Below are 24561 nucleotides of genomic sequence, written 5' to 3'. Positions count from 1 at the left end.
AATAAATGCTATCAATATTTTTCATGTGAAATATAATTTATGTATATATCAAAAATTCCCCTGTCGAAGCAGGGGAAGAGGATCATGGGAATCGAAAAAAGGTGCGCTACGAACGCGGCTCCGGTGTGATATGCGCGAGCAGTGCCGCAAGGGGGAGAGCAAGGACGGAGACGAGGAGGGCGGGCGCGAGCCCGATGACATCCCCGAGTGCCGCCGTCGCCGCCACACCGAGGCTGCCAAGCCCGAACGACATACCGAGCATCATGCCCGATGCCATCGCTGCATTCTCGGGCAGTGCCTGCTGTGCCCAGATGATCGAGCTCGGCTGTGGTGCCATCAGAGCAAAGCCCGCTGCAAAGAGCACAATGCCGCCGAGGATATCTGTACTGATGTGCGTAAAGTAATAGGCACACGGCAAAATACCGAGCACAAGGAAGGTTACAATGATCGCGCGTCCCGTGAACCTGTCCGCGAGATTGCCGCCGACAAGCCCGCCCGTCATGCCGCCGAGCATAAAGATTGTGAGGAAGAGTCCTGCCGCGCTCGTATCCTCCCCATTTCCAACAAGCAGCAGCGGTAGAAACGTCCCGAATGCGCCGTGCGTCCAGCAGCGCAGCCCCATCGCCAGGTTCAGCGTGATCGTCGTACGTGCAAAGAGAACGCGTGCGAGCTTCGGGCGCACCGCAGCCCGCCGTTCCGGCAGGGACGAGACCGTGCACAAACCCGAGCGTGCAAGGAGGATACCCATGAGTACGGCGGGCAGGATGAGAAGCGGCAGCGCATTCAGCGACAGTTTTTCAAGGAATGCCACAAGGACGAGCGGTACGAACGCCATGCCCGCATTTCCGCCCGCAATGAAATAGCTCATCATGCCGTTGCCCCGCCCCCGTGCCGCCGTCCGTCCGACGAGCATCGACGAGAGCGGATGATATGCCGCGACCGCCGTCCCCGTCACCGCGACAAGCACGAAGAGCAGTGTCTCATGCCCCGCAAATCCGACCATACAGATCGGAACAGCGGCGGCAGGCACGATGTACGGGAGCACGGGGCTGAAGTTCCGCTTGTCCATGAGATAGCCGAAGAAGGGCTGCAGCATATTCGTCGTCACCGACGCGACCATGACGAGCACGCCGCACATCGTCAGCGACAGACCGAACTTGATCATGAGCAGCGGCAGGAGGATCGGCAGGAAGTTCGCATAGAAATCCACCATCGCGTGTCCCGTCGATAGCAGTGCCGTTGCGTGCCGTATGTTTGTATTCATTATAAATTCTCCCTAGATCTTTTATGCGAGCTCCGTACGTTCTGCTTTGCACGGTGTTTGCCGCGAATGTTGTGTGATGCCCCAAAGCGAACCTTAGTGGAGCAAGCGGAGAAAGTGTGCGTTCTGCCCCCTGCGGATTTCTTTCGTTCAAGCGAAGCGCGTTTAAGAAGTCCGCAGGTATTTAGGCAGATAAGCACACGACCGCTTGCGCAACTCCGTGTTCGCGAGGGGCATCACGCAACAAAAACGCAATCCCGCCTGTGACCAACATCCTTGCATACCGTCCGAAAATATGATGTAATGTATTGTAACAAACGAGATGAAAAAGTAAAGGAGTATTCACAATATGAGGAAATGGGCTGTCATCTATTCATCCACCACAGGCAATACAAAGACAATCGCCGAGGAAATCGCAGGTGCATCGGACGGCGACATCTTCCGCGTGCAGGACGCGCCGACCGATCTCTCCGACTACGAGGTTGTCGCGCTCGGCTACTGGCTGCGCCGCGGCGGCCCTGACGACCTCATGAAGGCATACCTGCCCAAGGTTGAAAGCGCACGCACCGTCCTCTTCCAGACCCACGGCGCAGACGTCGGCTCTGAGCACGCCGTCACCTCCTTTGCACGTACCGCCTACCTCCTCGGCGCGAACTGCGAAATCCTCGGCACCTTCTCCGCACAGGGGAAGCTCTCGCCCGCCCTCATCGCCCGCCGCAAGAAATCCGAGCCCGACGACACGCACAACAGCCCCGAGGCGCAGGAGCGTTGGCAGCGTGCCGCCGACCATCCGAACGAGGAGGATCGTGCCGCCGCACGCACATTCGTACACAAAATGGAGCACAAACTCGACCTCCTCGAAAAATTCCGCCGCGCACAGGAGGAGAAGAAGAACGCACGCGGCTGAACGTCTTTACAATCGTGCGCTATCGTTTTATACGGGTAGACAGAAAGGAGCAACCGATGCCCGAACTCAGCCGCTTTATGGGTATGGTCATAAAGATGATTTTTCTCGATAATGACCGCCATCACAAACCACACGTTCATGTATTTTACGGAGATTTCAAGGCTTCTGTCGCCATCGACGGAGAACTCCTTGCCGGAAAACTGCCGGACAAGCAGCTGAAACTTCTCACAGCATGGCTCTACATCCACGAGGATGAACTCTATGCCGCATGGAACAATGCCGTGCGCGGTATGCACTTTGACAAGATCGAACCACTCAGATAGGAGCTGCATCATGTATATTCGTGACGGAATCGCCTACGCCTCAGAACCATATGATGATCTGACCATCACCGATTTTCGTATCATTGATGATCTCTATATGATCGTCACATTCTCTACGGGCGAGGAGCGTATCTTCGACGTCTCATGTCTCCTTCGCTATCCTGCTTTCAAACCGCTGTCCGACCGCAGCATATTTGACACAGCACGTTTGGAGCATGGTGTTCTCACATGGCAGGATGGCGCAATCGACATTGCTCCCGAGGCTGTTTATCAAGAAAGTTCCCCCTATCACGCACCAAACGTCGAAGTTACCCCCGACTTATCACCTTCTCTGTAAAAGGACGCACATGGACACCGAAAAAAAAAGAACAATGGAAGCGGATGTCATGACGGAGATGATCGCCCTCTACTGCCGTGGACACAGGCACGCACACCGCACAGCGGAGACGGACGGTGCGCCCGCGCTTTGCCCCGACTGCCGCCGTCTCCTTGACTACGCACGCGACCGCATCCTCCGCTGTCCGCGCATGGACGTGAAGTCCTTCTGCTCCGCGTGCCCCGTCCACTGCTACAGCCGCGCTATGCGCGAACAGGTACGCGCCGTCATGCGCTGGAGCGGACCGCGTATGCTCCTCCATCGCCCCATCATGACCCTGCATCATATCTGGATTGACTACAAGGCGCGTAAAAAAGAGAAGAAAGAGAACCGCACATGAAGAACATCCTCCTCCTCGCCACGGGCGGCACGATTGCCTCGCGCGAAACAGAGTACGGTCTCCGTCCCGCCCTCACCGCCGAAGATATGCGTGCAGCAATCGGCACGACAGGCAGCACGATCGAGGTCGTCGACCTCCTCGCGCTCGACTCCACCAACATTGCGCCGTGTCACTGGCAGATAATCGCACGGAAAATTGCAGAACGCCGCACGAACTACGACGGCTTTATCATCACCCACGGCACGGACACGATGGCATACACCGCCGCCGCGCTCTACTACATGCTTGAAAATATCGACCGCCCCGTTGTCCTCACAGGTTCGCAGCGTCCACTCGGTACGGACGTCTCGGATGCAGAGATGAATCTGCGCCTTGCATACGAGGCGGCCTGCAGCGGCTTTGCAGGCGTCTGTCTCGCGTTTGGCGGGCGGCTCATCCACGGGAATGCCGCGAAGAAAATGTATTCCCTTGCGGACGACGCATTTCGCAGCATCGGACGCGCAGAGATCAACCTCACCGCCCCGTCCGCACCGACCGCCCCCTTTCATCTGCACGACGCACTCGACACACGCGTTGCCGTCATACGTCTCTATCCCGGTATGAAGCCCATCACGATTGACGCACACATCGCGTCGGGCTATCGCGGCATCATCCTTGAGGGCTACGGACTCGGCAGCGTCCCCGGCGACGATGCACAGGAGAGCTTTCTCCCCACACTCGACCGCGCACGGACACGTGCCTGTACCATCGTCCTCACAACGCAGTGCATCTATGACGGCGCGGACATCTCACACTACGAGGTCGGCACCCGCGCCGCCGAGCTCGGCGCACTCGCGGGCGGCACGCTCCCCATCGAGGCGCTCTACGCCCGCCTCATGCAGAGACTCGCGGAGACCCCCGAGGGGGAAATGGTAAAAACACTCATCGAATAGAAAGGCACATCATGCAGCTTCAAGAAATCGGCATCGTTCATAACGCCTACAAAAACCTCACGGACATCCCTCGGCAGGGACGCATGAGCGAGGAGATCTCGGAGATCGAGATTCATCCGAACTTCTCGGACGGACTGCTCAAAATCGAGCAGAACAAATACCTCGTCGTCCTCTACTGGGCGCATCTGGCGAAGCGAGACATCCTCAAGACCATCCCGCCCGCCGCAAGGGAGATTCACGGCGTATTCGCCAGCCGCTCTCCCGGCCGCCCGAATCCCCTCTCCCTCTGCATCGCCGAACTCATCGCACGCGAGGGAAACACCCTCCGCGTGAAAGGGATTGACGCACTTGACGGCAGCAGCATCATTGACATCAAGCCGTACACAAAAATGGATGTCATATCATTGTCATAAACATTAGCTATGATGAACACCTCGTTTTTTAATAAACGGGGTGTTCATTTTTGATATGAAGTTCATTTTATCAGTTTTTAGAAAAGAAAATTCTTAAAACATTCCCCTGAGTACTTGTAATGAATCCCATTCATCATTATAATACTCATACGCAAATTAAATTTGATTCTCTTTTTCGTTTAGCATGATGCTATGAAAAGATTTTCACAAATGAATTTGCGTGCACATGACGGAGTTCCGATGGATCGGAACAGGTTTTTTCTATACGAAGGAGGATCACATGGTTCGGAACAGGAGTCAGCGCTCCCTGCGCCTGCTCTCTTACGCGATCTCGGCATGGCTCGCCCTGCCCGCCTATACGGCATGGGCGGACGATGGTACACAGGGGGGGGGCAGTGTTTCTACTGCTGATATTCACGTGGAGGTGGAGGCCGCGCAGGAAGAGGCGAAGATGGAGTCCCAGCAGAAGACCATCATCACGAAAGAGGACATCGAGAAGAAACAGGCGAAATCCGTCGAGGACATCATCTTCAGCGAGACGGGCGTCTCGCGCACGGTGGATGCAATGGGCCGCGTCGGTGTCTCGATCCGCGGTGCAGAGCCGCGCCACACGCTGATCCTCGTGGATGGGCAGCCCGTCATGGGCGACTTTGCCAAGTATTACGGCGCAGCGGACGAGGTCATGCGCCTCGGTACAGAGAACGTCGAGCGCATCGAGATTATTCAGGGTGCGGCAAGCGCGAAGTATGGCTCGGACGCGATCGGCGGTGTGGTGAACATCATCACAAAGAAGGCAGGCGATCAGCCCTCGGTACAGTTCAATGCGGAGGGAAGAACGGCGGAGAAGAACGAGCTCTTCCCCTACCGTAACCTTTTCCTACGCGCGGATTCAGGCGCAATGGGTAAGGTGCAGCTCGGCATCTACGGGAGCAAGCGCGACATCATGCCTGTCTACGCCGACGAGGCACGCACCAAGACAGGACTCTCCAGCTATGTCACGGACTTTGAGGACAACAGCCTGCGCTACTACGGCGAAGCGACGAATATCGGTCTGATTGGCAGCTATGAGGCGAACAAGAACAATACATTCAATTTTCGCTTGGAGCGGTACACAGAGGATCTGAACCGCTATGTCAAGCGCACGGATTCCATCATGGAGCCGCAGCAGCACTACAGCCGCAAGTCGGGGCGCAACACCTACAACATCGGCTGGAACGGACGCAACAAGGATACGGACTGGAACATCGAGATCAACCACACACGCCTCCTCGAGGATGATCTCACACTGACCAGCAACTACGGCCGTTCTTCCTACACCGGGAAGAACATGCTGAACTACATCGACAATGTCGACCATGCGCAGACAAACATTGACGCGACATTCAATACCCAGCTGAATGACAAGCACCTTCTCACTTACAACATTGGTTATGCCCGTGAGCATGGTTCTGGCAGCCGCCTCAAGAGCGCTCCGAAGACTTATCTGCGCAAGATCGACCCGTGGGACTACGACAAAAGTCTGCTCGTCGTACAGCGCGATGCCAAGGATTACGGATTGAAAAAGGGCGATGTCGCCTCTTTCATCCACGCGCACAAACTCCTGCCGGATGCAGAGCGCGGACTGCGCTGGGATGTAGACAATGAGCTCTATGGCTATGACAGCAGCGATCCGAACTCGTACCGACCGGAGTTTACCTATGAGGACTATCTGAAGTATTCCGAGAACGGTGCGAAAAACTTCTACTCGACCCTGGACGCCATCGATGCCGATGGGGCACGGGCACGATACGACGCGTTCAGCAGCAAGGTCGGCACCGAAAACTCAGACCACCTCATTGGATGGAACCGTGATTTCGATGGGCTTTCCTACTACAGCGATCCCAATAAGACCTTTAACTATACGCTGAACGGTAAGCTCTTCCGTGAGATTCAGGACTCTCTGAAGAATCAGGTGATTGTCGGTGAAGCGACGATCAACAAGTATCATTTTGTGCTTGGCGATATGTGGATGATGGACAACGACACGATTTTCTATCCCATCCTGCGCTTTGACCACAGCAATCTCTTCGGCACGCATGTTACAGCAAATCTCGGTCTCACGCGCAACATCATCAAGGGCAATCCTCATCTGCGCTTCAAGACAAATCTCGGTACCGGCTATACGGAACCCGGTATGGGAGAGCTCTACTATAACTGGGAAATGTACGGCGGCAGCCCCGTCGATCAGGATCGTGCACGACTGGGCTGGTATTGGACAGGTAATCCAAACCTAAAGCCGGAGAAGTCCGTCAACTTCGACGTTGGCATCGAGGGCGAAACAAAGAAAACCACCATGCGGCTGAATCTTTTCCGCAATACGATTCGCAACTACATGACCACCTACTACACGGGCTACAACATTGACTTCCACCCGAATCTCAAGACGGCGGAGAAGCTCGGCTATCCGCCCGATATGCTGTACAGTTTCAAGAACATCGGCAAGGCGCAGATTACAGGTCTAGAGATGGAGGTTAAGCAGAGATTCGACAAGCATTGGTCGGGCAAGCTCGGCTATACCTACCTGCATGCCATCAACAAGAGCGATCCGAACATGCCGCGCCAGCTCCTCGACAAGCCGAAGCACAAGGTCGACATCGGCATCGACTACGAAAACAAAGCCAGCGGATTCCGTGCATCTCTGTGGGGTGACTACTACATCCACATGCTCGACAGCAATTCTGTCACGGGCAATGCAAACTACATGACGATGGACAGCGATATGCAGGGCGGCTATATCTTCGAGAACAAGTATGCACAGCCGGGCGCACAGCGTTACCAGCGTAAGACATTCGGCATCTGGAACCTCATGCTGCAGCAAAAGTTCGGCGAGGATGCAATGGCATACATCGGCGTTGACAACATCTTCAATCATCGCGATGATGACCGCGCACAGCAGGCGCGCGTCTACCGCCTCGGCGTCAACTTCAAGTTCGGTCCGGACAGCAACACGCAGCCAAAGCCGCCGCTCACAGAGGAGGAAAAGGCGGCGCGTGCGGCACGCAATGAAGAGGCGGCGACAGAGTTCTTCGCACAGTCCATTGGAAGCTATGCGAAGAACTCTATCGAGGCATTCCTCAGCCCCATCTTTGACACAAAGAAAGAGCAAGGGATTCGCTTCCTCGGCGACTATGCGATGGAGTGGGATGCACACGGCGGTACGAATCGCCCGCCCCTCAAGATGACGGACAACTCCTCGGTCGGCTCTGCCGAGCGAAATATGCGAGACAGCGCTGACCACGGCTTCTCACAGCGGTTACGCCTCGGCGTGGATGCTCGTCTGAACGAGCACCTGAATGCCACCATCCTTGCTTCTGCATCAGGTAAGGACGGTGTGGATACGCGGACAACGACTTCCACCTCGCATGGCCTCAACAACCTCAGGATCAACAACCTGGACGTAACCTATCACGAGGGATCGTTTGACATCTCCCTCGGGCGTCTGCAGGAACGCATGGGCGTCACGGGTTACTACTTCGGCAAGGACTTCGACGGGATCCGCGCCGCATGGACAAACGACCGCACGCAGGTGCGCCTCGGCTACGGTACGTTCAAACACAGCACGGGTATATCGGACTCCGCCTACACCCATGCGACGCACGCCGTCTTCTACCGCCCGCCGACCATCGCCGAGTTCATCGGACTGAACCGCTCGCTCTTCGGAAGCACGTTTGATACCCCCGCCCCTGTCGCCGACGCAAACGAAAACATGAACTTCTACCAGCAGCTGACGGCGGCAAAGGAACGCGGCGCGAGCGTCGCGGAGCAGGCAGCCATCGTGAAGCGGATGTACGACATCGCGACTGCCGCATACGGCGATGCTCTGCTGCGAAAGAACGAGCAGGACGATGCCGAGCGTATGCAAATGAACGCCCCCGCTGCTGTCAACTATCAGTACCTCGATGCGAGCAACACGCTTCAGACAGGAATCATCGGCTCCTTTGACACGCTCGTCTGGGGATTCGACCATCCGGAAGACAAGGAAAACTTCTACATGACGATGGCGGACTATCCGGGCGTCCTCGATGGCGACGGCTCCGCGGCGCTACAGAAATGGTGGACGGCAAACAAGACAAAAGTCATGACGATGTACGAAAGCATCGCCAAGGCGAATGCCGGCACCGGCGCGACAAATATCACGCTCACCACATCCGAGAACGACGTTTACAATGCACTGTTCAACGACAACTTTGTCAGTGAAACAACGGACGATGCGCTCCCGGGAGCATACAACTACCCGAAATCCATCACATCGTTCTTCAATGCACTTGGCAAGCGTCTGTACTGGACAGAGTACGCAAGCGCCCTGCCCCGCGACGCTCTTGCAAAATATACCGGAACCCCCATCCGCGAAGAGGGAACCGTCCTGCAGAGTGACCGTATTCCTGCCCTCGAAAGAGCGTTCTTTGTGCAGACGAAGCACGCACTCACCCCGAATGTCGGCCTCTCCCTCTGGTATCTCGGTTCGACGGGCAACCGGACATTCCACGCGGACTACGCCAACGGTACAAGCAACGACTCCTATGCGTTCGACAAGCTTGCGAGCGTTATCGGTGTCGGCGCACGCTGGAAGATCGGCAGCAATGCCGCTGTTTCGTTTGACTATGGACAGAACCGCACAAACTTTGCGCGGCACATGAACGGTCACACAATCTACGAGCATATATCCGGAACAGATCGATTCAATATCAAGGGGCACGCAAACGGCGGCACACCACATTTCTGGACAATACGCTTTGACATTGGCCGAAGCGATATGGATGTCAAGGGAAGCTGGAACGTATTTGCTGACTACAAGCATTTCGAGCATGGATCCTTCTTCGGCGGAAACGGCACGGGCTACCTCCCGGATCGCTACCTCGACGGCATCCGCAGCTTCAGTTTTGGTGCAGGCTACGTCCCTGTAAAAAACCTCTTGGTGGAACTATTCTACACGTTTGATGCAAAGGGCATTAACACACGTGATACCCTGTATGGAAGCGAACACTTCTCGCTTGGCAACTACACAAGTATGCGCCTCACCTACCGGTTCTAAGAAAAACTTTCCGCACTCCATATTTCGCTGAAAATTTTTCTCAAAAACCTATTGATTTTCACTCTCAGATGTGCTATATTTTATTCAGGCTTTCGTTAGGGAATGTCCTCGGATGTTTCCAAAGCTCTCCTAAAATATAATACACAGCAAAGATAGTCCACAGTGGAGTGTGGGCTATTTTTGTGTGCGCTAGGATAAAACAGACCAAAAAAAACCGCCCACAGCGTCCAAACTGTTGCGGATTACTTTCCCAAAAATATGAAAATCTGACCGTTTTTTATGATACAACGCATCATAGCAAAAGCCAAGCACTCGTGCTATAATGCTTATAGCGTTGCCGTGTGTAGCAAGCTATGCGGTAGGCGGTCAATCATAGCCCTAGCGGGAGGTGATTGTCTATGAACGAAACAAATGTAACACTTTTGTTGTTCATCGTTCTAGTGCTACTTTTGACAAAAAAGTAACCCGCCCATAGCGTCCAAACTGTGGCGGGATTACTTTTCCCAAAATATAAAGGGCTGACCGTATATCACGGCAACGCTTTTTCTGTTGATATTATAACGCGAATTTGTCTCCGCGTCAATTATGAAGTACTGTTATAACAAAGAATAATTTCTTTTTGCGAGATACTATCCAAGTATTGACATCTGTGTTATAATAAATCAAAAGGTCAATATGACTACAAAGGTTTCAGACAGATATGTATTCCCCCCGCTCCCCGATGAGCGGGCAATCAAAGGAGATGAATCTATGGCAAAGGAACATATTCAAAAGGATGTTGTCATCATCGGTGCGGGCATGGCTGGGCTGACCGCTGCACTCTACGCCGGGCGCATGAACCTCCGCACGCTTGTCCTTGAGAACTCGCTCGTCGGCGGACAGATTGCGACGGCGGCGGACATTGAGAACTACCCGGGCTACGAGCGTGTGAGTGGGATGGAGCTGATCGGGACGCTCGAAAAGCAGGCGACGAATTTCGGTGCGGAGATTGACGAGTTTGACCGCATCGAACGCGTTGACCTCCGGAGCACGCCGAAGATTGTCGAGACGGAGACGTACATCTACGAAACGCCCGTCATCATCATCGCGTCGGGCATGAACCGCCGCAAGCTGCCGCTGCCGCAGGAGCCGCACTACTTCAATCGCGGCGTGCACTACTGCGAGCTGTGCGACGGGCACACGTATCAGGACAAGGTGATCTCGGTGATGGGCGGCGGCAATGCGGCGGTGGATGCGGCGAACTTCCTCACGAAGTACGCATCGCATCTCTACCTCATCCACCGCTCGCAGCTGCGTGCGGACAAGTCCTCGCAGGATGCACTCTATGCGAATCCGAAGGTGACGGTCATGCTTGAGACGGAAATCACGCATCTGAACGGTGAGGATCGGCTCACGTCCGTTGACCTCCTGCACAAGGACACAGGCAAAAAGGAGACGCTGCCCGTGGACAGCATCTTCGTCAACATCGGAGTTCTCCCGAATACCGACCTCTTTGTGGGGCAGCTTGCGCTCACGGGGACGGGCTACATTGCAGCGGACGAGAACTGCCGCACGGAGATCCCGGGGGTCTTTGTCGCGGGCGATATCCGCGTGAAGGAGATCCACCAGCTGACGACCGCCGCCGCCGACGGTACGACTGCCGCGCTCCACGCGGAGAAGTATCTTGCAGGTTTGAAGAAATAATGAGGGGCGCCCCTTCCACCATGCTGCGCACGGTCCCCCTCCCCCGCTGTGGCAGGGGAGGCTTTCGAAAACGGCATATTAGCTTCCCCCGTCGCTACGGGGGAAGTGGCGAACGCAGTGAGCCGATAGGGGCGTTCAGAAGTAACGAACTATTCGATACAAACAACAAGGAGGAAATCCCATGATTCAGGTTTTTTCGTTCGACGCGTGCCCGTGGTGTACGAAGGCAAAGAAGTATCTCGACAAGAAGGGCGTCGCCTACACGGTGCGCGACATTGAGAAGGAGCCCGCCGCCTACGATGATCTCGTAAAGCTCACGGGCGAGGGCGCGTGCCCCGTTATCCTCGCGGACAGCGGCGAGTATGTGCGCGGCTTCGACCAGCCCGCCATTGACCGTCTCATCGGCGCATAAGGAGACAGCTATGGTAAAGGTCTACTCCATCACGGTCTGCCCATGGTGTGTCAAGGTCAAGAAATACCTCAAATATCGCGGTATCCCCTACGAGGAGTTCAACATCGAGCAGGACGAGGCTGCGCGTGAGGAGTGCCGCCGTCTTTCGGGCGATACCATCGTCCCTGTCACCACGGCTGACGGCAAGGATTTCGCACTCAGCTATGACCGTGAGAAGTTGGACAGGATTCTCGGGATTACAAAGTAATTTGATACAAAACGGATGCAGGATACTGCATCTGTTTTTTTATGTTCCTGCTTGCGAAAATTTTTGAATGGCATTAAAATAGCAGTGCAGGGACGTTTTGTTTAGAGGGGCGGCATGGGATTGCCAAGCCCCGATGCAAGGAGGTTTTGACATGACAGGATTACCGCTTATCCTCGCGTTTTGGCTGGCGATCGTCATCATGATCGTCATGATTTCAAAGCTGCGCATCCATCCGTTCATCTCCATCATGTTGGTCTCGCTCGGTCTGGGTCTGGTCGCAGGAATTCCGCTCATCGACCATAGGCTCGCGGACGGCACAGTGCAGCACGGGCTTGCCACCGTCATCGGACAGGGATTCTCAGGGACGTTCACGAGCATCGGCATCGTCATCATCCTCGGCGCAATGATCGGCACGGTGCTCGAAAAGACGGGCGGCGCGCTCAAGCTCGCGGACATGATGATCCGCCTCGTGGGCAAGGACAGTCCCGTCCTCGCCGTACAGCTCATGGGCTGGGTGGTCTCAATCCCCGTGTTCTGCGACTCGGGCTTCGTCATCCTCGATCCGATCCGCAAGGCACTTGTACGCCGCACTGCTGTCTCTGCCGTCTCTATGACCTTTGCCCTGAGCTCCGGTCTCTTTATCTCACACGTCTTTATCCCGCCGACACCGGGGCCGATTGCAGCGGCGAGCACGCTCGGCATCGGCGACTACCTCCTGCAGGTCATCGGGATGGGGCTGCTCTGCTCGATCTTTCCGCTGATCGCCGGCTATTTCTTCGCACGCTGGATCGGAAAACGCGTGCGGTCAAAGGACGAGGTGGATCCGGATGAGATCGCACGCGTCTACAAGGATCTCATCGCCTCCTACGGCAAGCTGCCCTCAGGGTTCAGCACACTCGCGCCGATCATCGTCCCGATCTCGCTGATGGCGATTTCCTCGGTGGTTGTGATGATGGGGCAGACGGGCTTTGTCGCGGAGCTCCTGCGCTTCCTCGGCACGCCGATCATCGCACTCGCGGTCGGTATGGCACTCGCCACGCTGCAGCTCTTCTCCGTGAACCGCTCGCATGAGTTCTACGACATCTGCAATTCGAGCCTCATGACGGTCGGTCCGATCCTCTTCATCACGGCGGCAGGCGGCGTGCTCGGCAAGGTGATCGCCGTCTCGGATATGGTGCGCTACATCTCGGCACACGCGGATGTATTCGGTGGGCTCGGGATCTTCTTCCCCTTCCTGCTGGCTGCCGTTCTCAAGACTGCGCAGGGCTCCTCGACGGTTGCGATGATTACGACGGCGGGCATCATCGCTCCCCTGCTCCCGGTGCTCGGCTTCCATACACCGATCCAGGCAACGCTCGCCTGTATGGCAATCGGCGCGGGTGCGATGACCGTCTCGCACGCGAACGACTCGTACTTCTGGGTGGTCTCGGAGTTCAGCGGTCTGACGCCAGATCAGGGCTACCGCGTCCAGACGATGGGCACGCTCGTGCTCGGCATTGCGGCGATTGTGGAGATCGCACTGCTGAGCATGGTGCTGAGCTGATATTGTTTGGATGCACAGATAGAAAAGGCTGCTGCGCGAAGTCTGAAAAACCTTCGTGCGGCAGCCTTTTTACAATGCGCTTCGGAGAAAAATCTGCGCCAAGGACAGACTTTATTTCATCAGCCCGCCGTCGTATTTCAGCGTTGCAAAGTAATCATCAATCGTCTGTGCGCGGCGGATCAGCTCGATGCTGCCGTCCGTGCGGCGCAGGAGTTCGGCACAGTGGAGTTTGCCGTTGTAGTTGAACCCCATCGCACTACCGTGTGCGCCCGTGTCGTGGATGATGACGATGTCGCCGATGTCGATCTTCGGCAGGGTGCGGTCAATGGCAAATTTGTCGTTGTTCTCGCAGAGCGAGCCCGTGACGTCATAGATGTGGTCAGCGGGCGCGTGCTCCTTGCCGAGCACGGTGATATGGTGATATGCGCCGTAGAGCGCGGGACGCATGAGGTTCGCCATGCAGGAGTCCAGACCGATGTAGTGCTTGTAGGTGTCCTTCCGATGGAGGACGGTGGAGACGAGCCAGCCCGCGTTGCCCGTCATGGCACGCCCGCTCTCGGTGCGGATGGCAGTATCACCGAGCCCTACAGGTGCAAGGATGTGATTGTAGAGACGCTGCACGCCCGCCCCGATTGCCGCGTAGTTGACGGGCTCCTCCTCGGGACGGTACGGAATACCGAAGCCGCCGCCGAGGTTGATAAACTCGGGCGTGATATTGAGCTGTGCCTTGAGCTCGGCTGCGAGCTCGAACATGATGCGCGCAGTGAGGAGGAACGCCTCGGTGCGCAGCTCGGACGAGATCACCATCGTGTGCAGGCCGAACCGCTTCACACCCATTTCACGCGCACGCGCGTAGGCCTCGAAGAGCTGCGGGCGCGTCAGCCCGTATTTCGCCTCCATCGGCTTCCCGATGATATCGTTGCCCTCAATGAGGTCGCCCGGGTTGTAGCGGAAGCTCAGCACTTCGGGCAGTCCTGCGTGCTTTGCCACGTAGTCGAGATGCGTGATATCGTCAAGGTTGATCACAGCACCGAGTTCGATCGCCTTTTGGAACTCATTGTAGGGCGTGTCATTCGACGTGAGCATAATCTCCTCGCCCGTGACCCCCGCCGCCTCGGAGATCATGAGCTCGGCGATGCTGCTGCAGTCCGTGCCCGCGCCCTCCTCGTGGAGAAGCTGAACGATGCGCGGGTTCGGCAGTGCCTTCACGGCGAAGTGCTCGCGGAAGTGCGGTGCCCATGCGAAGGCATCGCGCAGGCGGCGGAAGTTCGCGCGGATCTTCGCCTCGTCGTAGATGTGAAATGGAGTCGGATATCGCTCGATCAGGCGCAGCGTTTCTTCCTGCGTGAGCGGAAACAGCTTTTCGTTCATGGTATCCTCCCTCTGTAAGCTGCCCCATTATAACAACGGTGAAATAAATATGTCAAATTGTATACCTTGACGAAAATCTGTCTCTCCCCTATAATGGGGGCTATCTTTTTTCTTACATATCTATATGGAGAACTGATGAAGGGGGTATCATTGTATGATATTTGGAGGAAAAACCCTGCGTCTCGCGGCCGCACTCGTCGGCACGGCACTCCTCGGCTCCGCGCTCACAGGCTGCGGCGGCAATGAGGCAAAGTCGGATGAGATCCGCATCGGCGCAAACTTCGAGATGACGGGCAACACGGCGAACTACGGTATGTCGACGCTCGAGGGTCTGAAACTCGCCATCAAGGAGGTGAACGATGCGGGCGGCATCAATGGCAAGAAGATCGTTCTCGTCGAGGCGGACAACAAGTCCGAGGCGGCGGAATCGGTCAATGCGGCGACAAAACTGATCTCCGACGATCACGTCCGCGCCATTGTGGGTCCTGCAACGACGGGCAACGTCATTGCAGAGTCGCAAGTCGCGACGGACAATAAGATTCCCGTCATCGCCCCGGATGCGACGGCAGTCGATGTCACGGTAGAGAACGGCAAGGTAAAGCCGTGGATCTTCCGCAGCTGCTTCATCGACCCGCAGCAGGGCGATGTCATGGCGAAGTTCGCCCTCGAGACACTCAAGGCAAAGACGGCGGTCATCTACATCGACAACTCGACCGACTACTCCAAGAGCCTCGCTGCCGTGTTCGAGAAGGTCTTTACGGCGGGCGGCGGTCAGGTACTTATGACAGAAGGATTCCTTGCAAAGGATCAGGACTTCAAGGCGACGCTCACGCGTCTGCGCGCGGCAAATGCGGATGTCATCTTCGTTCCCGCCTACTATGAAGAGGTCGGCAAGATCGTCAAGCAGGCACGCGAGATCGGCATCACAGCCCCCATCATTGGAACGGACGGCTGGGACGATCCGAAGGTCGCCGAACTGGCGGGCGCAGCGGCTCTCAACAACACGTACTTCAGCACGCACTACTCCGACAAGGATGAGTCCGTACGCCCCTTTATCGAGGCATTCCAGAAGGAATACAACCACGCGCCGAACGTCTTCGCCGCACTCGGCTATGATGCGGGCAAGCTGCTCGTGGATGCGCTCAAGCGCGCGGGCTCGGATGATCCCGAGGCACTCCGCAAGGCAATTGAGGAGACGAAGAATCTTGTCGTCGGCACGGGTACGATCACGATGGATGCGCAGCACAACCCGATCAAGCAGGCGGTCATTCTCGAGAACAAGGACGGCGACCGCGTTGTCGTCGCAAAGATTATGCCGAGTATGTAATCCATTCGGCTAAGAGTGCACAAAGAGCCGCAAACTGCGGCTCTTTTTTATCACATGGAGGTGGTTATTCTATGGAGTTTATGCACCAGATACTCCAACAGCTGATCAACGGCATCTCACTCGGCAGCATCTACGCGCTGATCGCGCTCGGCTATACGATGATCTACGGCATCATCAAGCTCATCAACTTTGCACACGGCGACATCTACATGGTCGGCGCATACCTCGGCTTCTACGCCATCACGCTCGGCATCCCCGTTGTGCCTGCGATCCTCATCGCGATGGCGGTCACGTCACTGCTCGGCGTTCTCGTCGAGCGGTTCGCCTACCGTCCTCTGCGCCACGCGCCGCGCATCTCCGTGCTCATCACGGCAATCGGCGTGTCGTTCCTGCTCGAATACGTCATGATGGCGGTCGTCTCCCCCACGCCGCGCACCTTCCCCGCAACGATCAGCGACGTGTCCTTTGACGTGGCGGGGCTCATCATCAGCGGGCAGCAGCTCCTCATCATGGGCGTGACCTTTGTGCTTATGCTTATCCTCACCTACATCGTGCGCTCGACCAAGATCGGCAAGGCAATGCGTGCCGCGTCGTATGACACAGAGGCGGCACAGCTCATGGGCATCAATGCGAACCGCATCATCTCGGTCACGTTCGCCATCGGCTCGGCACTCGCGGCGGTCGCGGGCGTGCTCATCGGCATCTACTACAACTCCATCGATCCACTGATGGGTCTCATGCCCGGCATCAAGGCATTCGTCGCGGCGGTGTTCGGCGGCATCGGCATCCTGCCGGGCGCGGTGGTCGGCGGGCTCGTCCTCGGCATCGTCGAGGCGTTTATCTCAGGGTTCGGCTTCTCGATGTTCCGCGATGCGGCGGCGTTCGCCATCCTGATTCTCGTCCTGCTCCTCAAGCCCGCAGGAATTTTCGGAAAAAATGTCAAGGAAAAGGTCTAAGGAGGTGCGCAGATGAATTCATTGCAGAAAAATGATCTCAAAATGCTCGTCTTCGCCCTCGTCATTTACGGCATTATCATGGGGCTGACAAGCGCGGGGATGCTGAGCGCGTTCTGGCAGCTGAACCTCATCTTTGCAGGCATCAACATCATCCTTGCGGCGAGCCTCAACCTCATCAACGGGTATACGGGACAGTTCTCGCTCGGACACGCCGGATTTATGGCGGTCGGCGCGTACGTCGGCGTCGTGCTCACGACGAATTTTCAGATGGCATTCCCCGGCGCCATTCTCGCGGGCGGTGTCACGGCAGGACTCCTCGGTGCACTCATTGGTCTGCCGACGCTGCGCCTGCGCGGCGACTACCTCGCCATCGCAACGCTCGGTCTCGGTGAGATTGTCCGCATCGTCATCATCAACGTCCCCTATGTCGGCGGCGCGGCGGGCTTCAAGGGCATCCCCCACCACACGGATTTTACCTGGGTCTTCTGCCTGATGCTCGTCACCCTCTTTATCATCAAGAATTTCGTAAACTCGCGCCACGGCCGCGCGTGCCTCGCGATTCGTGAGAACGAGATTGCGGCGGAGTCGATGGGCGTGAACACGACGCGCTACAAAGTGCTCGCATTTAGCATCGGCGCGTTCTTCGCGGGTGTTGCGGGCGTGCTCTTCGGACATAATATGTATATCCTCAGCCCCGCCTCGTTCACGTTTATGCAGTCGTTCAACATCCTCATCATGGTCGTCATGGGCGGTCTCGGCTCGATGACCGGCTCGATTGCAGGCGCACTTGTCGTCACCTTCCTCTCGGCGGCACTCGCGAGCTTCCCGAACGCGCGCATGATTATCTACGCGCTCGCGCTCATCCTGCTCATGTTCTACCGCCCGCAGGGGCTCTTCGGCTATGTCGAGGTCACGGCAATGCAGCCGCTCCGCCGCTTCTTTAAGAAGGGAGGCGAGGCATAATGGCAAAGGAACTCTTAACAGCGACCGATGTCTCGATGGTCTTTGGCGGGCTCAAGGCGATTGTAGATTTCAACGTCCATATCAAGCGCGGCGAACTGCTCGGCCTGATCGGGCCGAACGGCGCGGGCAAAACGACGGCGTTCAACCTCTTTACGGGGGTCTATCAGCCGACCACGGGCGAAATCCTGTTCAAGGACAAGAGCATCGTCGGGCTGAAGCCGAACCAGATCACGGAGCGCGGTATTGCGCGTACGTTCCAGAACATCCGCCTCTTCGGCGAGCTCTCCGTGCTCGACAACGTCAAGATCGCGTACCACTGCCACATGAACTACGGCCTTCTCGAATCGGTGCTGCGCCTCGGGCGATACTGGGAAGAGGAGCGGAAGCTGGAGGAGGAGGCATACCGTCTGCTCGAGATCTTCCGCCTCGCGGATGTCGCAGGGGAAAAGGCGAAGAACCTCCCCTACGGCGCACAGCGGCGGCTTGAGATTGCGCGTGCGCTCGCGGCACAGCCAAGCCTTTTGCTCCTCGACGAACCGGCGGCGGGCATGAACCCGCAGGAGACCCTTGAACTCATGGACATGATCCGCTGGGTCAAGAAGGACTTCGGCATCACGATCCTCCTCATCGAGCACGACATGGCACTCGTCATGGGCATCTGCGAACGCATCTACGTCCTCGAGTACGGTGCAATTATCGCGAACGGCACCCCCGAGGAGATTCGTTCGAACCCCGAGGTCATCCGTGCATATCTGGGAGCGGAGGAGTAAGATGGCAAACGAAACGAATATGAAAAGCGCCCCCATGCTCCGCGTCTCGGAGCTGGAGGTCTACTACGGCGCAATTCACGCGCTCAAGGGGCTGTCGCTTGAGGTTCATGCGGGCGAGATTGTCACCCTCATCGGGGCGAACGGCGCGGGCAAGTCCACGACGCTCCGCACCATCTCGGGACTGATCGCCCCACGCGGCGGAAGCATTGAATTTGAAGGAAAAAACATCGCAGGAACGGGCGCACATGAGATTGTTCGTGCGGGGATTTCCCAAGTGCCCGAGGGACGGCGCATCTTCGCCGAGATGACTGTGCTCGAGAACCTTGAGCTCGGTGCATTCACACGCAGTGACAAGGACGGCATTGCCGCCGACATGGAGATGGTCTTTACGCGCTTCCCGCGCCTGAAGGAGCGCATCGCTCAGCAGGCGGGCACACTCTCAGGCGGCGAGCAGCAGATGCTTGCAATGGGGCGCGCACTCATGAGCCGCCCGCGTCTCCTGCTCCTCGACGAGCCGTCAATGGGGCTTGCACCGCTGCTCATCAAGGAAATTTTTTCGATCATCGTCGACATCAACAAGGCGGGCACAACCGTCCTCCTCGTCGAGCAGAACGCGAACATGGCACTTTCCATCGCCAACCGTGCCTACGTCCTTGAGACGGGACGCATCACCCTCGCGGGCGATGCAAAGGAGCTTGCGGCGAGTGAGGATGTGCGGAAAGCATATTTGGGCGGGTAAAGGAAGCACTGATAAATTCAGCCACGCCATCTTAGCGCATCTTTTTTGCCCGCTTTTCGTTAGCAAATCCTCCACATAGCTTTGGCTATGCGTCCGGTTTGCTGCCTCAATCGGACGAAAAAATCTACGCCAATCTGACGGACTTCATTTTATCAGCGATTCCTAAAATCGCCCGGGTTGGGCATCTTTTCCGCCCGATCCGAACGATTTTACATTTTCCGAAAAGGATATTTCATCCATTAAGGCGAATATAAAAATATATCGTATCGCACGTATCCATTGGCAAGGAGGAAGCCTTTATGTTTATTGCCAACTGTATGACCAAGAATCCCGTTACGATTGCGCCCGATGCAGGTATGGACGAGGCATCGAAGCTCATGGACAAAGGGCATTTCCGTCGTCTCCCCGTCGTGGAGCACGGAAAGCTCGTCGGCTTTTTCACGAACCGCGATCTCCTGCGCGCCTCGCCGTCTGCGGCAACCACACTCGATCGCTACGAAGTACGCACCCTGCTCTCAAAGATCAAGGTCGCCGATGTCATGCAGAAGAACGTCATCACCGTCACCGATACGATGACGATTGAGGAGGCCGCGCTCGTCATGGAGCGCGAGAAGATCGGCGGCGTCCCCGTCCTCTCCTCGGCTCAAAAGCTCGTCGGCATCATCTCCTCCACGGACATCTTTCGCGCCTTTATCGCCGTCATGGGACTGGACAGCGGCAAGACGCGACTCACGATCGACGTTTCTGACCGCAAGGGCGTTCTGCGCGACATCTCGACCGTCCTTGCCGATCTCGACATCAGCATCGACAGCATGGTCACACTCCCGCAGCCAAGCGGCACCTATCAGATCATCATCCGCGCCGACATCGACGACGTGGATACCGTCAAGGATCGCCTCTGGGCAAAGGGATTCAAAGTCAGCCACGTCATCCAGATTGGCTGAACACACCTTCCTTCATCCATACAAAAACTCTGCCGCAGCCAAAGCGGCAGAGTTTTTGTATGCTTTTTTCACTCCCCAATGAGTCTCCCATCCGTCCCGATGAGAATGACGCGTGCGGGCGGAAAGTCCGCAAGCAGAGCACGTCCCGCCTCTGGCCCGAGCACAAAGACCGCCGTCGACAGCATATCCGAGAGCAGCCCCATATGTCCCTGCCATGCGGGCAAATCCTCTGCGCTCAGCGGCAGTGTCACCACCACCGAAGCAAGCCCTGTGTCCGCAGGATAGCCTGTGCGCGGGTCGATCAGATGATGATACCGCCGCCCCTCATAGAGAAAGAACCGCTCATCATCCCCCGATGCCGAGAGAACTTCATTGGAAAGCGGAAGAACGGCGAGCGCATCCCCCGCTCTCTCGCCGCGCGGATTGCGGATCCCGATCTGCCACGGCTCGCCCGCCGCATTCACCCCCATGCCGAGAATCGAACTCGTGCCAAGATCGGCGAGCGCGTTTTTGATGTCAGCCTTTTGCCATGTGCTGCGGATGCCGTCGAGTGCCAGCCCCTTGATGAGTGCGCCACGGTCAATCTTCATCCCTGTGCGAAGGAGACGCGCTTGGTATCTTTTTTGTCCGTTTTCTTCCACCGTATTCAGTTCTAGGAACTCATACCCGACACACGCACGTGCCTCGGCAATCTCCTCGGGAGACGGCGGCAGTTTCTCCGCACGTGCCCGCTCCCAAAGTTCCGTCAGCGCACCCGCTGTTACATCGAACGCGCCATTCGAGCGGTGCGCGAGCTCCTGCGCGAGGGTCAGCGTCTCATAGAGTGCGGGCGATATCTCCCGCCATTCGCCCGTCCCCGCCGCAGCCTCAAGGTCGGCAATCGCCGCCCCGTCCGCATCCCGCTCCACCTGTGTGAGTACGGCAAGCCCGTCACGCAGAGCCGCCTGCGACGTGATCTCGTCCGCGCGCACCGTGAGCCGCGCCACCGTTCCCATCACCAGCTTCGTCTCCTCTGCCGTCACCGCTTCATTTCTTTCGCAGCCACCCAAAAGGAATGTCGCACAAAAAAATATAATGGCAGGGATTTTAGATAATGCGAAGAATTTTGATATCATATACATGCCTTTCCAAACTATGCGAGGTGCTCTATGCCGCGTTCCAGACTCTACGAAATCGCCAGCTTCGTCCTCGTCGGCGGCGCGTGTTTTATTCTTGACTACGGTCTGCTCTACGTCCTCACCGAGTACGGCGGACTGCACTACCTGCTGTCTGCCGGCATCTCCTTCACTGTCTCCGTCTTCGTCAACTACTGGCTCTGCCTCGTCTGTGTCTTTCGCGGAGCAAATGCACAAACCCGCCGTGCGAAGATGCTCTTTTTCGGCTCAAGCATCGCGGGGCTCGGACTCAACCAGCTGCTCATGTGGATACTCGTCGATCTAGTAGGCATCTACTACATGATTGCCAAGCTCATCGCTGCCGGTATCGTCATGGTGTGGAACTACATCCTCAAGCGCCGCGCCGTACTCGGCAGATAACGAGGCGTGTACCGATTTGATGACCCAACCAATTCTATCACGTGAAATTGCGTCGCGCAAACATGGCTTTTGTCCTTTGCCATGCACATTCAAAAATATCAATCAATAATCGTTCGCAAAAATGTACGACTGTCCATGATTCCCTCGCTCGTCAAAGAGGTCGAATATCGCCGAAAAGACCATATGATTCGGCGCACGAAGAAGGGATTTATGGGCAGTTTTTCTTCCAATTTATCTATAATTGCAATTTAATAAGAGTAAATAGAGGATATTGTCTATTATAATAGAATACACTTAATGAATTCACTCTTATAAATTCGCTTCAATAGATAAAATTGTCTTGCTATTTTATCTATTTTGAGGTACACTGAAAAAAAGGCTAGACGGCTCATTGACCGCAGATATGTGAGCATTGTCAATTTCATCTGCGTAAAGGGAGTGAATATCATGTTTCTGGAGGAGCGCCAAGAGCTCATCGTCCGCATGGTGGAGCGCGACGGTAAGGTCAAGGTCAAAGAGCTCAGTGCTAAATTCAAGGTTACAGAGGACTGTATCCGCAAGGATCTCGGTTCACTCGAGCGGCAGGGGCGGCTGAAACGCACCTATGGCGGTGCCGTGAAACTGACGCAGAGCGTTCATATGATCGAGGTCAGCCGTCATCGTCACATGGATGTCGAGGCGAAGCACCGCATTGCGCAGGCTGCGGTCTCCCTCATCCAGGAGAAGGACATGGTCTTTCTCGATGTCTCGACGAGCAACCTTGCGATTGCAGAACTCCTCATGAAGAGCGACCGCGACCTGACGGTCGTGACGAACATGGTCGATGTGCTCGGCGTGCTCGCACGCAATCCCCGCATCGAGCTAATCTTTGCGGGTGGGCAGATCAATCGCGGACGTGACGGATTCTGGGGCGGCATGACGCAGGACTTCATCGGCAGGCTCAAACCCGACATCGCTTTCGTTGGCGCGGTCGGTGTGGATGTCAAGGGGAACAGCGTGTCCACCTACGACATCGACGACGGGCTGAACAAGGCACGCATCATCGCACGCAGCAAACGCGCTTACGTGGTCGCGGAGGCACGCAAGCTCTCGACGGACGGCAACTATGACTTTACCCCGCTCAATGCGCTTGCAGGGCTCGTGACGGATACGGAACCACCTTCGGACATCCGCGCGGCGGCGGCAGAGCTCGGTGTGGATATCGTACTGCCGTAAGTATCGTAATTGCATCGTAATTTGTAGTATCGTAACAAAAACCGAGACGGTGGCTTGCCGTCTCGGTTTTTTTGTGTGACAATATGGGGAAAGGAGGAGTTTGATGGACGATTTACTCGCGTCCTGCACGCTCTGCCCGCGTCGCTGCGGGGTAAATCGAAATGCGGGCGCACACGGATTCTGCGGTGCGGGGCGCACGGTGCGCGTGGCGCGTACGATGCTGCATGAATGGGAGGAACCGTGTCTGATCGGTGCACATGGCGCAGGCGCGGTATTCTTCGCCCACTGCACGCTGCGCTGCGTCTACTGCCAGAATCACGCGATCAGTCATGAGGGGCACGGTGTGGAGATAGACGAGGACGCGCTTGCCGCGCGTTTCCTTTCCCTTGAGCGGGAGGGCGCGGCGACGCTCGATCTTGTGACCCCGACGCACTATACGCCGCAGATCCTACGCGCACTGACGCTGGCACGCGAACAGGGGCTGACCCTCCCCGTGGTCTGGAACACGAGTGGCTATGAGACGACTGAGAACATTGTACGCCTTGCGGGTACGGTGGACATCTACCTGCCCGACCTGAAGTATGCGACAGAGGAGAGCGGGCGGCTCTATTCGTGTGCGCCCGATTATGCAGCAGTGGTATGGGATGCTCTTGCGGCAATGGTCGCGCAGGTTGGCGCAGTACAGTTCGCTCCCGACGGGCGGCTTCTCAGCGGTGTGCTCGTGCGCCATCTCGTACTGCCGGGACACCGCCACGAGAGCATCGCACTCGTACGACGGCTGTGGGGGGAGTTCGGCGATGCGATTCAGCTCAGTCTGATGCGGCAGTATACGCCGCTCTACCGCGCCGCCGACTTCCCGCCGCTGCATCGGCGGCTCATGACGTTTGAGTATGAGAGCGTAGTCACGGCGGCGCGTGCGCTTGGAATGGAGCGCGTCTATGTGCAAGGCGCGGAGGCGGTGGGGGCGCAGTATGTGCCGGATTTTGCGTGATTGGATTCGATATTATAATGGAGCAGTGTGAACCCAACGCGAACGCTTAGTTACGCAAGTGATCGTGCGCTTGTACGCTTAAATACCGTCGGACTTCTTAAACGCGCTTCGCTTGAACGAAAGAAATCCGACGGGGCGTACCGCGCTCTTTACTCACTTGCTCCACTAGGGTTCGCTTTTGGGTATCACACTGCTCTACGCATATGCACGGCATAACGTCATTGGTTCCCTCAACCACACCA

At 56.6% G+C, this 24561-nt stretch carries 23 protein-coding genes; 20 read left to right on the top strand and 3 right to left on the bottom strand.

What is annotated here, in order from left to right:
* Nucleotides 1-106: 106 nt before the first annotated feature.
* Nucleotides 107-1264: an MFS transporter gene (locus tag ACO6BQ_RS00510; RefSeq protein ID WP_489118609.1), complete on the bottom strand. Its 1158-nt coding sequence runs from the start codon at nt 1262-1264 to the stop codon at nt 107-109.
* A 346-nt stretch (nt 1265-1610) separates the two neighbouring features.
* On the opposite strand from ACO6BQ_RS00510, the gene ACO6BQ_RS00505 reads away from it, so the two are divergent.
* The 11 genes from ACO6BQ_RS00505 (at nt 1611) to ACO6BQ_RS00455 (ending at nt 13508) form a co-directional block, all read left to right on the top strand.
* Complete coding sequence (locus ACO6BQ_RS00505) at nt 1611-2168, top strand: flavodoxin family protein (protein ID WP_489118607.1); 558 nt, start codon at nt 1611-1613, stop codon at nt 2166-2168.
* Between the two features lie 56 nt (nt 2169-2224).
* Nucleotides 2225-2491 carry a DUF4160 domain-containing protein gene (locus ACO6BQ_RS00500; RefSeq protein WP_489118605.1) on the top strand — a complete coding sequence of 89 codons (267 nt, stop codon included), beginning with the start codon at nt 2225-2227 and terminating at the stop codon, nt 2489-2491.
* A 10-nt stretch (nt 2492-2501) separates the two neighbouring features.
* Nucleotides 2502-2828, top strand: coding sequence for a DUF2442 domain-containing protein (locus tag ACO6BQ_RS00495; protein WP_489118603.1), 327 nt, complete (start codon nt 2502-2504; stop codon nt 2826-2828).
* 10 nt (nt 2829-2838) lie between these two features.
* Nucleotides 2839-3207 (top strand): nitrous oxide-stimulated promoter family protein, encoded by a 369-nt coding sequence (locus tag ACO6BQ_RS00490; protein WP_489118601.1) that lies wholly within the window; start codon nt 2839-2841, stop codon nt 3205-3207.
* The gene (locus ACO6BQ_RS00485; protein ID WP_489118599.1) at nt 3204-4139 is read left to right on the top strand and encodes an asparaginase; all 936 of its coding nucleotides are present in this window, start codon (nt 3204-3206) and stop codon (nt 4137-4139) included. The genes ACO6BQ_RS00490 and ACO6BQ_RS00485 overlap by 4 nt, the downstream gene beginning before the upstream one ends.
* A gap of 11 nt (nt 4140-4150) precedes the next feature.
* Nucleotides 4151-4552, top strand: coding sequence for a tRNA (N6-threonylcarbamoyladenosine(37)-N6)-methyltransferase TrmO (gene tsaA / locus ACO6BQ_RS00480; protein WP_489118597.1), 402 nt, complete (start codon nt 4151-4153; stop codon nt 4550-4552).
* Between the two features lie 280 nt (nt 4553-4832).
* Nucleotides 4833-9623: a TonB-dependent receptor plug domain-containing protein gene (locus ACO6BQ_RS00475; RefSeq protein ID WP_489118595.1), complete on the top strand. Its 4791-nt coding sequence runs from the start codon at nt 4833-4835 to the stop codon at nt 9621-9623.
* 750 nt (nt 9624-10373) lie between these two features.
* On the top strand, nt 10374-11306 hold the full coding sequence (locus tag ACO6BQ_RS00470; protein ID WP_489118593.1) for an NAD(P)/FAD-dependent oxidoreductase: 933 nt from the start codon (nt 10374-10376) through the stop codon (nt 11304-11306).
* Nucleotides 11307-11487: 181 nt separating this feature from the next.
* Nucleotides 11488-11718 (top strand): glutaredoxin family protein, encoded by a 231-nt coding sequence (locus ACO6BQ_RS00465; protein WP_315451576.1) that lies wholly within the window; start codon nt 11488-11490, stop codon nt 11716-11718.
* A 10-nt stretch (nt 11719-11728) separates the two neighbouring features.
* A complete protein-coding gene (locus ACO6BQ_RS00460) occupies nt 11729-11965 on the top strand; it encodes a glutaredoxin domain-containing protein (protein WP_489118590.1) in 237 nt (78 codons plus the stop codon).
* 151 nt (nt 11966-12116) lie between these two features.
* On the top strand, nt 12117-13508 hold the full coding sequence (locus tag ACO6BQ_RS00455) for a GntP family permease (RefSeq protein ID WP_489118588.1): 1392 nt from the start codon (nt 12117-12119) through the stop codon (nt 13506-13508).
* A gap of 111 nt (nt 13509-13619) precedes the next feature.
* Here ACO6BQ_RS00455 and ACO6BQ_RS00450 read toward each other — a convergent pair whose 3' ends face one another.
* Complete coding sequence (locus ACO6BQ_RS00450; RefSeq protein WP_489118586.1) at nt 13620-14879, bottom strand: diaminopimelate decarboxylase family protein; 1260 nt, start codon at nt 14877-14879, stop codon at nt 13620-13622.
* A 154-nt stretch (nt 14880-15033) separates the two neighbouring features.
* Between ACO6BQ_RS00450 and ACO6BQ_RS00445 the strand changes: the two genes are divergently transcribed.
* The 6 genes from ACO6BQ_RS00445 (at nt 15034) to ACO6BQ_RS00420 (ending at nt 20578) form a co-directional block, all read left to right on the top strand.
* Nucleotides 15034-16206 carry an ABC transporter substrate-binding protein gene (locus ACO6BQ_RS00445; RefSeq protein WP_489118584.1) on the top strand — a complete coding sequence of 391 codons (1173 nt, stop codon included), beginning with the start codon at nt 15034-15036 and terminating at the stop codon, nt 16204-16206.
* Between the two features lie 71 nt (nt 16207-16277).
* Complete coding sequence (locus ACO6BQ_RS00440) at nt 16278-17162, top strand: branched-chain amino acid ABC transporter permease (protein WP_185981018.1); 885 nt, start codon at nt 16278-16280, stop codon at nt 17160-17162.
* A 12-nt stretch (nt 17163-17174) separates the two neighbouring features.
* Nucleotides 17175-18125: a branched-chain amino acid ABC transporter permease gene (locus tag ACO6BQ_RS00435; protein WP_489118582.1), complete on the top strand. Its 951-nt coding sequence runs from the start codon at nt 17175-17177 to the stop codon at nt 18123-18125.
* Nucleotides 18125-18895, top strand: coding sequence for an ABC transporter ATP-binding protein (locus ACO6BQ_RS00430; protein WP_489118580.1), 771 nt, complete (start codon nt 18125-18127; stop codon nt 18893-18895). Before ACO6BQ_RS00435 ends, ACO6BQ_RS00430 begins: the two co-directional genes overlap by 1 nt.
* A gap of 1 nt (nt 18896) precedes the next feature.
* Nucleotides 18897-19634, top strand: a complete 738-nt coding sequence (locus ACO6BQ_RS00425) for an ABC transporter ATP-binding protein (protein WP_489118578.1) — start codon at nt 18897-18899, stop codon at nt 19632-19634.
* Nucleotides 19635-19933: 299 nt separating this feature from the next.
* Entirely contained in the window at nt 19934-20578 is a 645-nt protein-coding gene (locus ACO6BQ_RS00420; protein WP_489118576.1) for a CBS domain-containing protein, read from the top strand.
* 68 nt (nt 20579-20646) lie between these two features.
* Here ACO6BQ_RS00420 and ACO6BQ_RS00415 read toward each other — a convergent pair whose 3' ends face one another.
* Nucleotides 20647-21693, bottom strand: a complete 1047-nt coding sequence (locus ACO6BQ_RS00415) for an FAD:protein FMN transferase (RefSeq protein ID WP_489118574.1) — start codon at nt 21691-21693, stop codon at nt 20647-20649.
* A 33-nt stretch (nt 21694-21726) separates the two neighbouring features.
* On the opposite strand from ACO6BQ_RS00415, the gene ACO6BQ_RS00410 reads away from it, so the two are divergent.
* The 3 genes from ACO6BQ_RS00410 (at nt 21727) to ACO6BQ_RS00400 (ending at nt 24319) form a co-directional block, all read left to right on the top strand.
* Nucleotides 21727-22113, top strand: a complete 387-nt coding sequence (locus ACO6BQ_RS00410; protein WP_489118571.1) for a GtrA family protein — start codon at nt 21727-21729, stop codon at nt 22111-22113.
* 447 nt (nt 22114-22560) lie between these two features.
* A complete protein-coding gene (locus tag ACO6BQ_RS00405; protein ID WP_489118569.1) occupies nt 22561-23328 on the top strand; it encodes a DeoR/GlpR family DNA-binding transcription regulator in 768 nt (255 codons plus the stop codon).
* A 103-nt stretch (nt 23329-23431) separates the two neighbouring features.
* Nucleotides 23432-24319 carry a radical SAM protein gene (locus ACO6BQ_RS00400; RefSeq protein ID WP_489118567.1) on the top strand — a complete coding sequence of 296 codons (888 nt, stop codon included), beginning with the start codon at nt 23432-23434 and terminating at the stop codon, nt 24317-24319.
* Nucleotides 24320-24561 lie beyond the last annotated feature (242 nt).

This window comes from Centipeda sp. (in: firmicutes) (assembly GCF_057271695.1).
This window is presented reverse-complemented; position numbering and strand designations above follow the sequence as displayed.

Coding starts and splice junctions, on each gene's coding strand:
- ACO6BQ_RS00490 (WP_489118601.1), top strand. CDS start 2,839: ATGGACACCGAAAAAAAAAGAACAATGGAAGCGGATGTCATGACGGAG.
- ACO6BQ_RS00420 (WP_489118576.1), top strand. CDS start 19,934: ATGTTTATTGCCAACTGTATGACCAAGAATCCCGTTACGATTGCGCCC.
- ACO6BQ_RS00440 (WP_185981018.1), top strand. CDS start 16,278: ATGGAGTTTATGCACCAGATACTCCAACAGCTGATCAACGGCATCTCA.
- tsaA (WP_489118597.1), top strand. CDS start 4,151: ATGCAGCTTCAAGAAATCGGCATCGTTCATAACGCCTACAAAAACCTC.
- ACO6BQ_RS00455 (WP_489118588.1), top strand. CDS start 12,117: ATGACAGGATTACCGCTTATCCTCGCGTTTTGGCTGGCGATCGTCATC.
- ACO6BQ_RS00475 (WP_489118595.1), top strand. CDS start 4,833: ATGGTTCGGAACAGGAGTCAGCGCTCCCTGCGCCTGCTCTCTTACGCG.
- ACO6BQ_RS00400 (WP_489118567.1), top strand. CDS start 23,432: ATGGACGATTTACTCGCGTCCTGCACGCTCTGCCCGCGTCGCTGCGGG.
- ACO6BQ_RS00505 (WP_489118607.1), top strand. CDS start 1,611: ATGAGGAAATGGGCTGTCATCTATTCATCCACCACAGGCAATACAAAG.
- ACO6BQ_RS00425 (WP_489118578.1), top strand. CDS start 18,897: ATGGCAAACGAAACGAATATGAAAAGCGCCCCCATGCTCCGCGTCTCG.
- ACO6BQ_RS00410 (WP_489118571.1), top strand. CDS start 21,727: ATGCCGCGTTCCAGACTCTACGAAATCGCCAGCTTCGTCCTCGTCGGC.
- ACO6BQ_RS00485 (WP_489118599.1), top strand. CDS start 3,204: ATGAAGAACATCCTCCTCCTCGCCACGGGCGGCACGATTGCCTCGCGC.
- ACO6BQ_RS00465 (WP_315451576.1), top strand. CDS start 11,488: ATGATTCAGGTTTTTTCGTTCGACGCGTGCCCGTGGTGTACGAAGGCA.
- ACO6BQ_RS00500 (WP_489118605.1), top strand. CDS start 2,225: ATGCCCGAACTCAGCCGCTTTATGGGTATGGTCATAAAGATGATTTTT.
- ACO6BQ_RS00495 (WP_489118603.1), top strand. CDS start 2,502: ATGTATATTCGTGACGGAATCGCCTACGCCTCAGAACCATATGATGAT.
- ACO6BQ_RS00470 (WP_489118593.1), top strand. CDS start 10,374: ATGGCAAAGGAACATATTCAAAAGGATGTTGTCATCATCGGTGCGGGC.
- ACO6BQ_RS00450 (WP_489118586.1), bottom strand. CDS start 14,879: ATGAACGAAAAGCTGTTTCCGCTCACGCAGGAAGAAACGCTGCGCCTG.
- ACO6BQ_RS00430 (WP_489118580.1), top strand. CDS start 18,125: ATGGCAAAGGAACTCTTAACAGCGACCGATGTCTCGATGGTCTTTGGC.
- ACO6BQ_RS00405 (WP_489118569.1), top strand. CDS start 22,561: ATGTTTCTGGAGGAGCGCCAAGAGCTCATCGTCCGCATGGTGGAGCGC.
- ACO6BQ_RS00510 (WP_489118609.1), bottom strand. CDS start 1,264: ATGAATACAAACATACGGCACGCAACGGCACTGCTATCGACGGGACAC.
- ACO6BQ_RS00415 (WP_489118574.1), bottom strand. CDS start 21,693: ATGATATCAAAATTCTTCGCATTATCTAAAATCCCTGCCATTATATTT.
- ACO6BQ_RS00460 (WP_489118590.1), top strand. CDS start 11,729: ATGGTAAAGGTCTACTCCATCACGGTCTGCCCATGGTGTGTCAAGGTC.
- ACO6BQ_RS00435 (WP_489118582.1), top strand. CDS start 17,175: ATGAATTCATTGCAGAAAAATGATCTCAAAATGCTCGTCTTCGCCCTC.
- ACO6BQ_RS00445 (WP_489118584.1), top strand. CDS start 15,034: ATGATATTTGGAGGAAAAACCCTGCGTCTCGCGGCCGCACTCGTCGGC.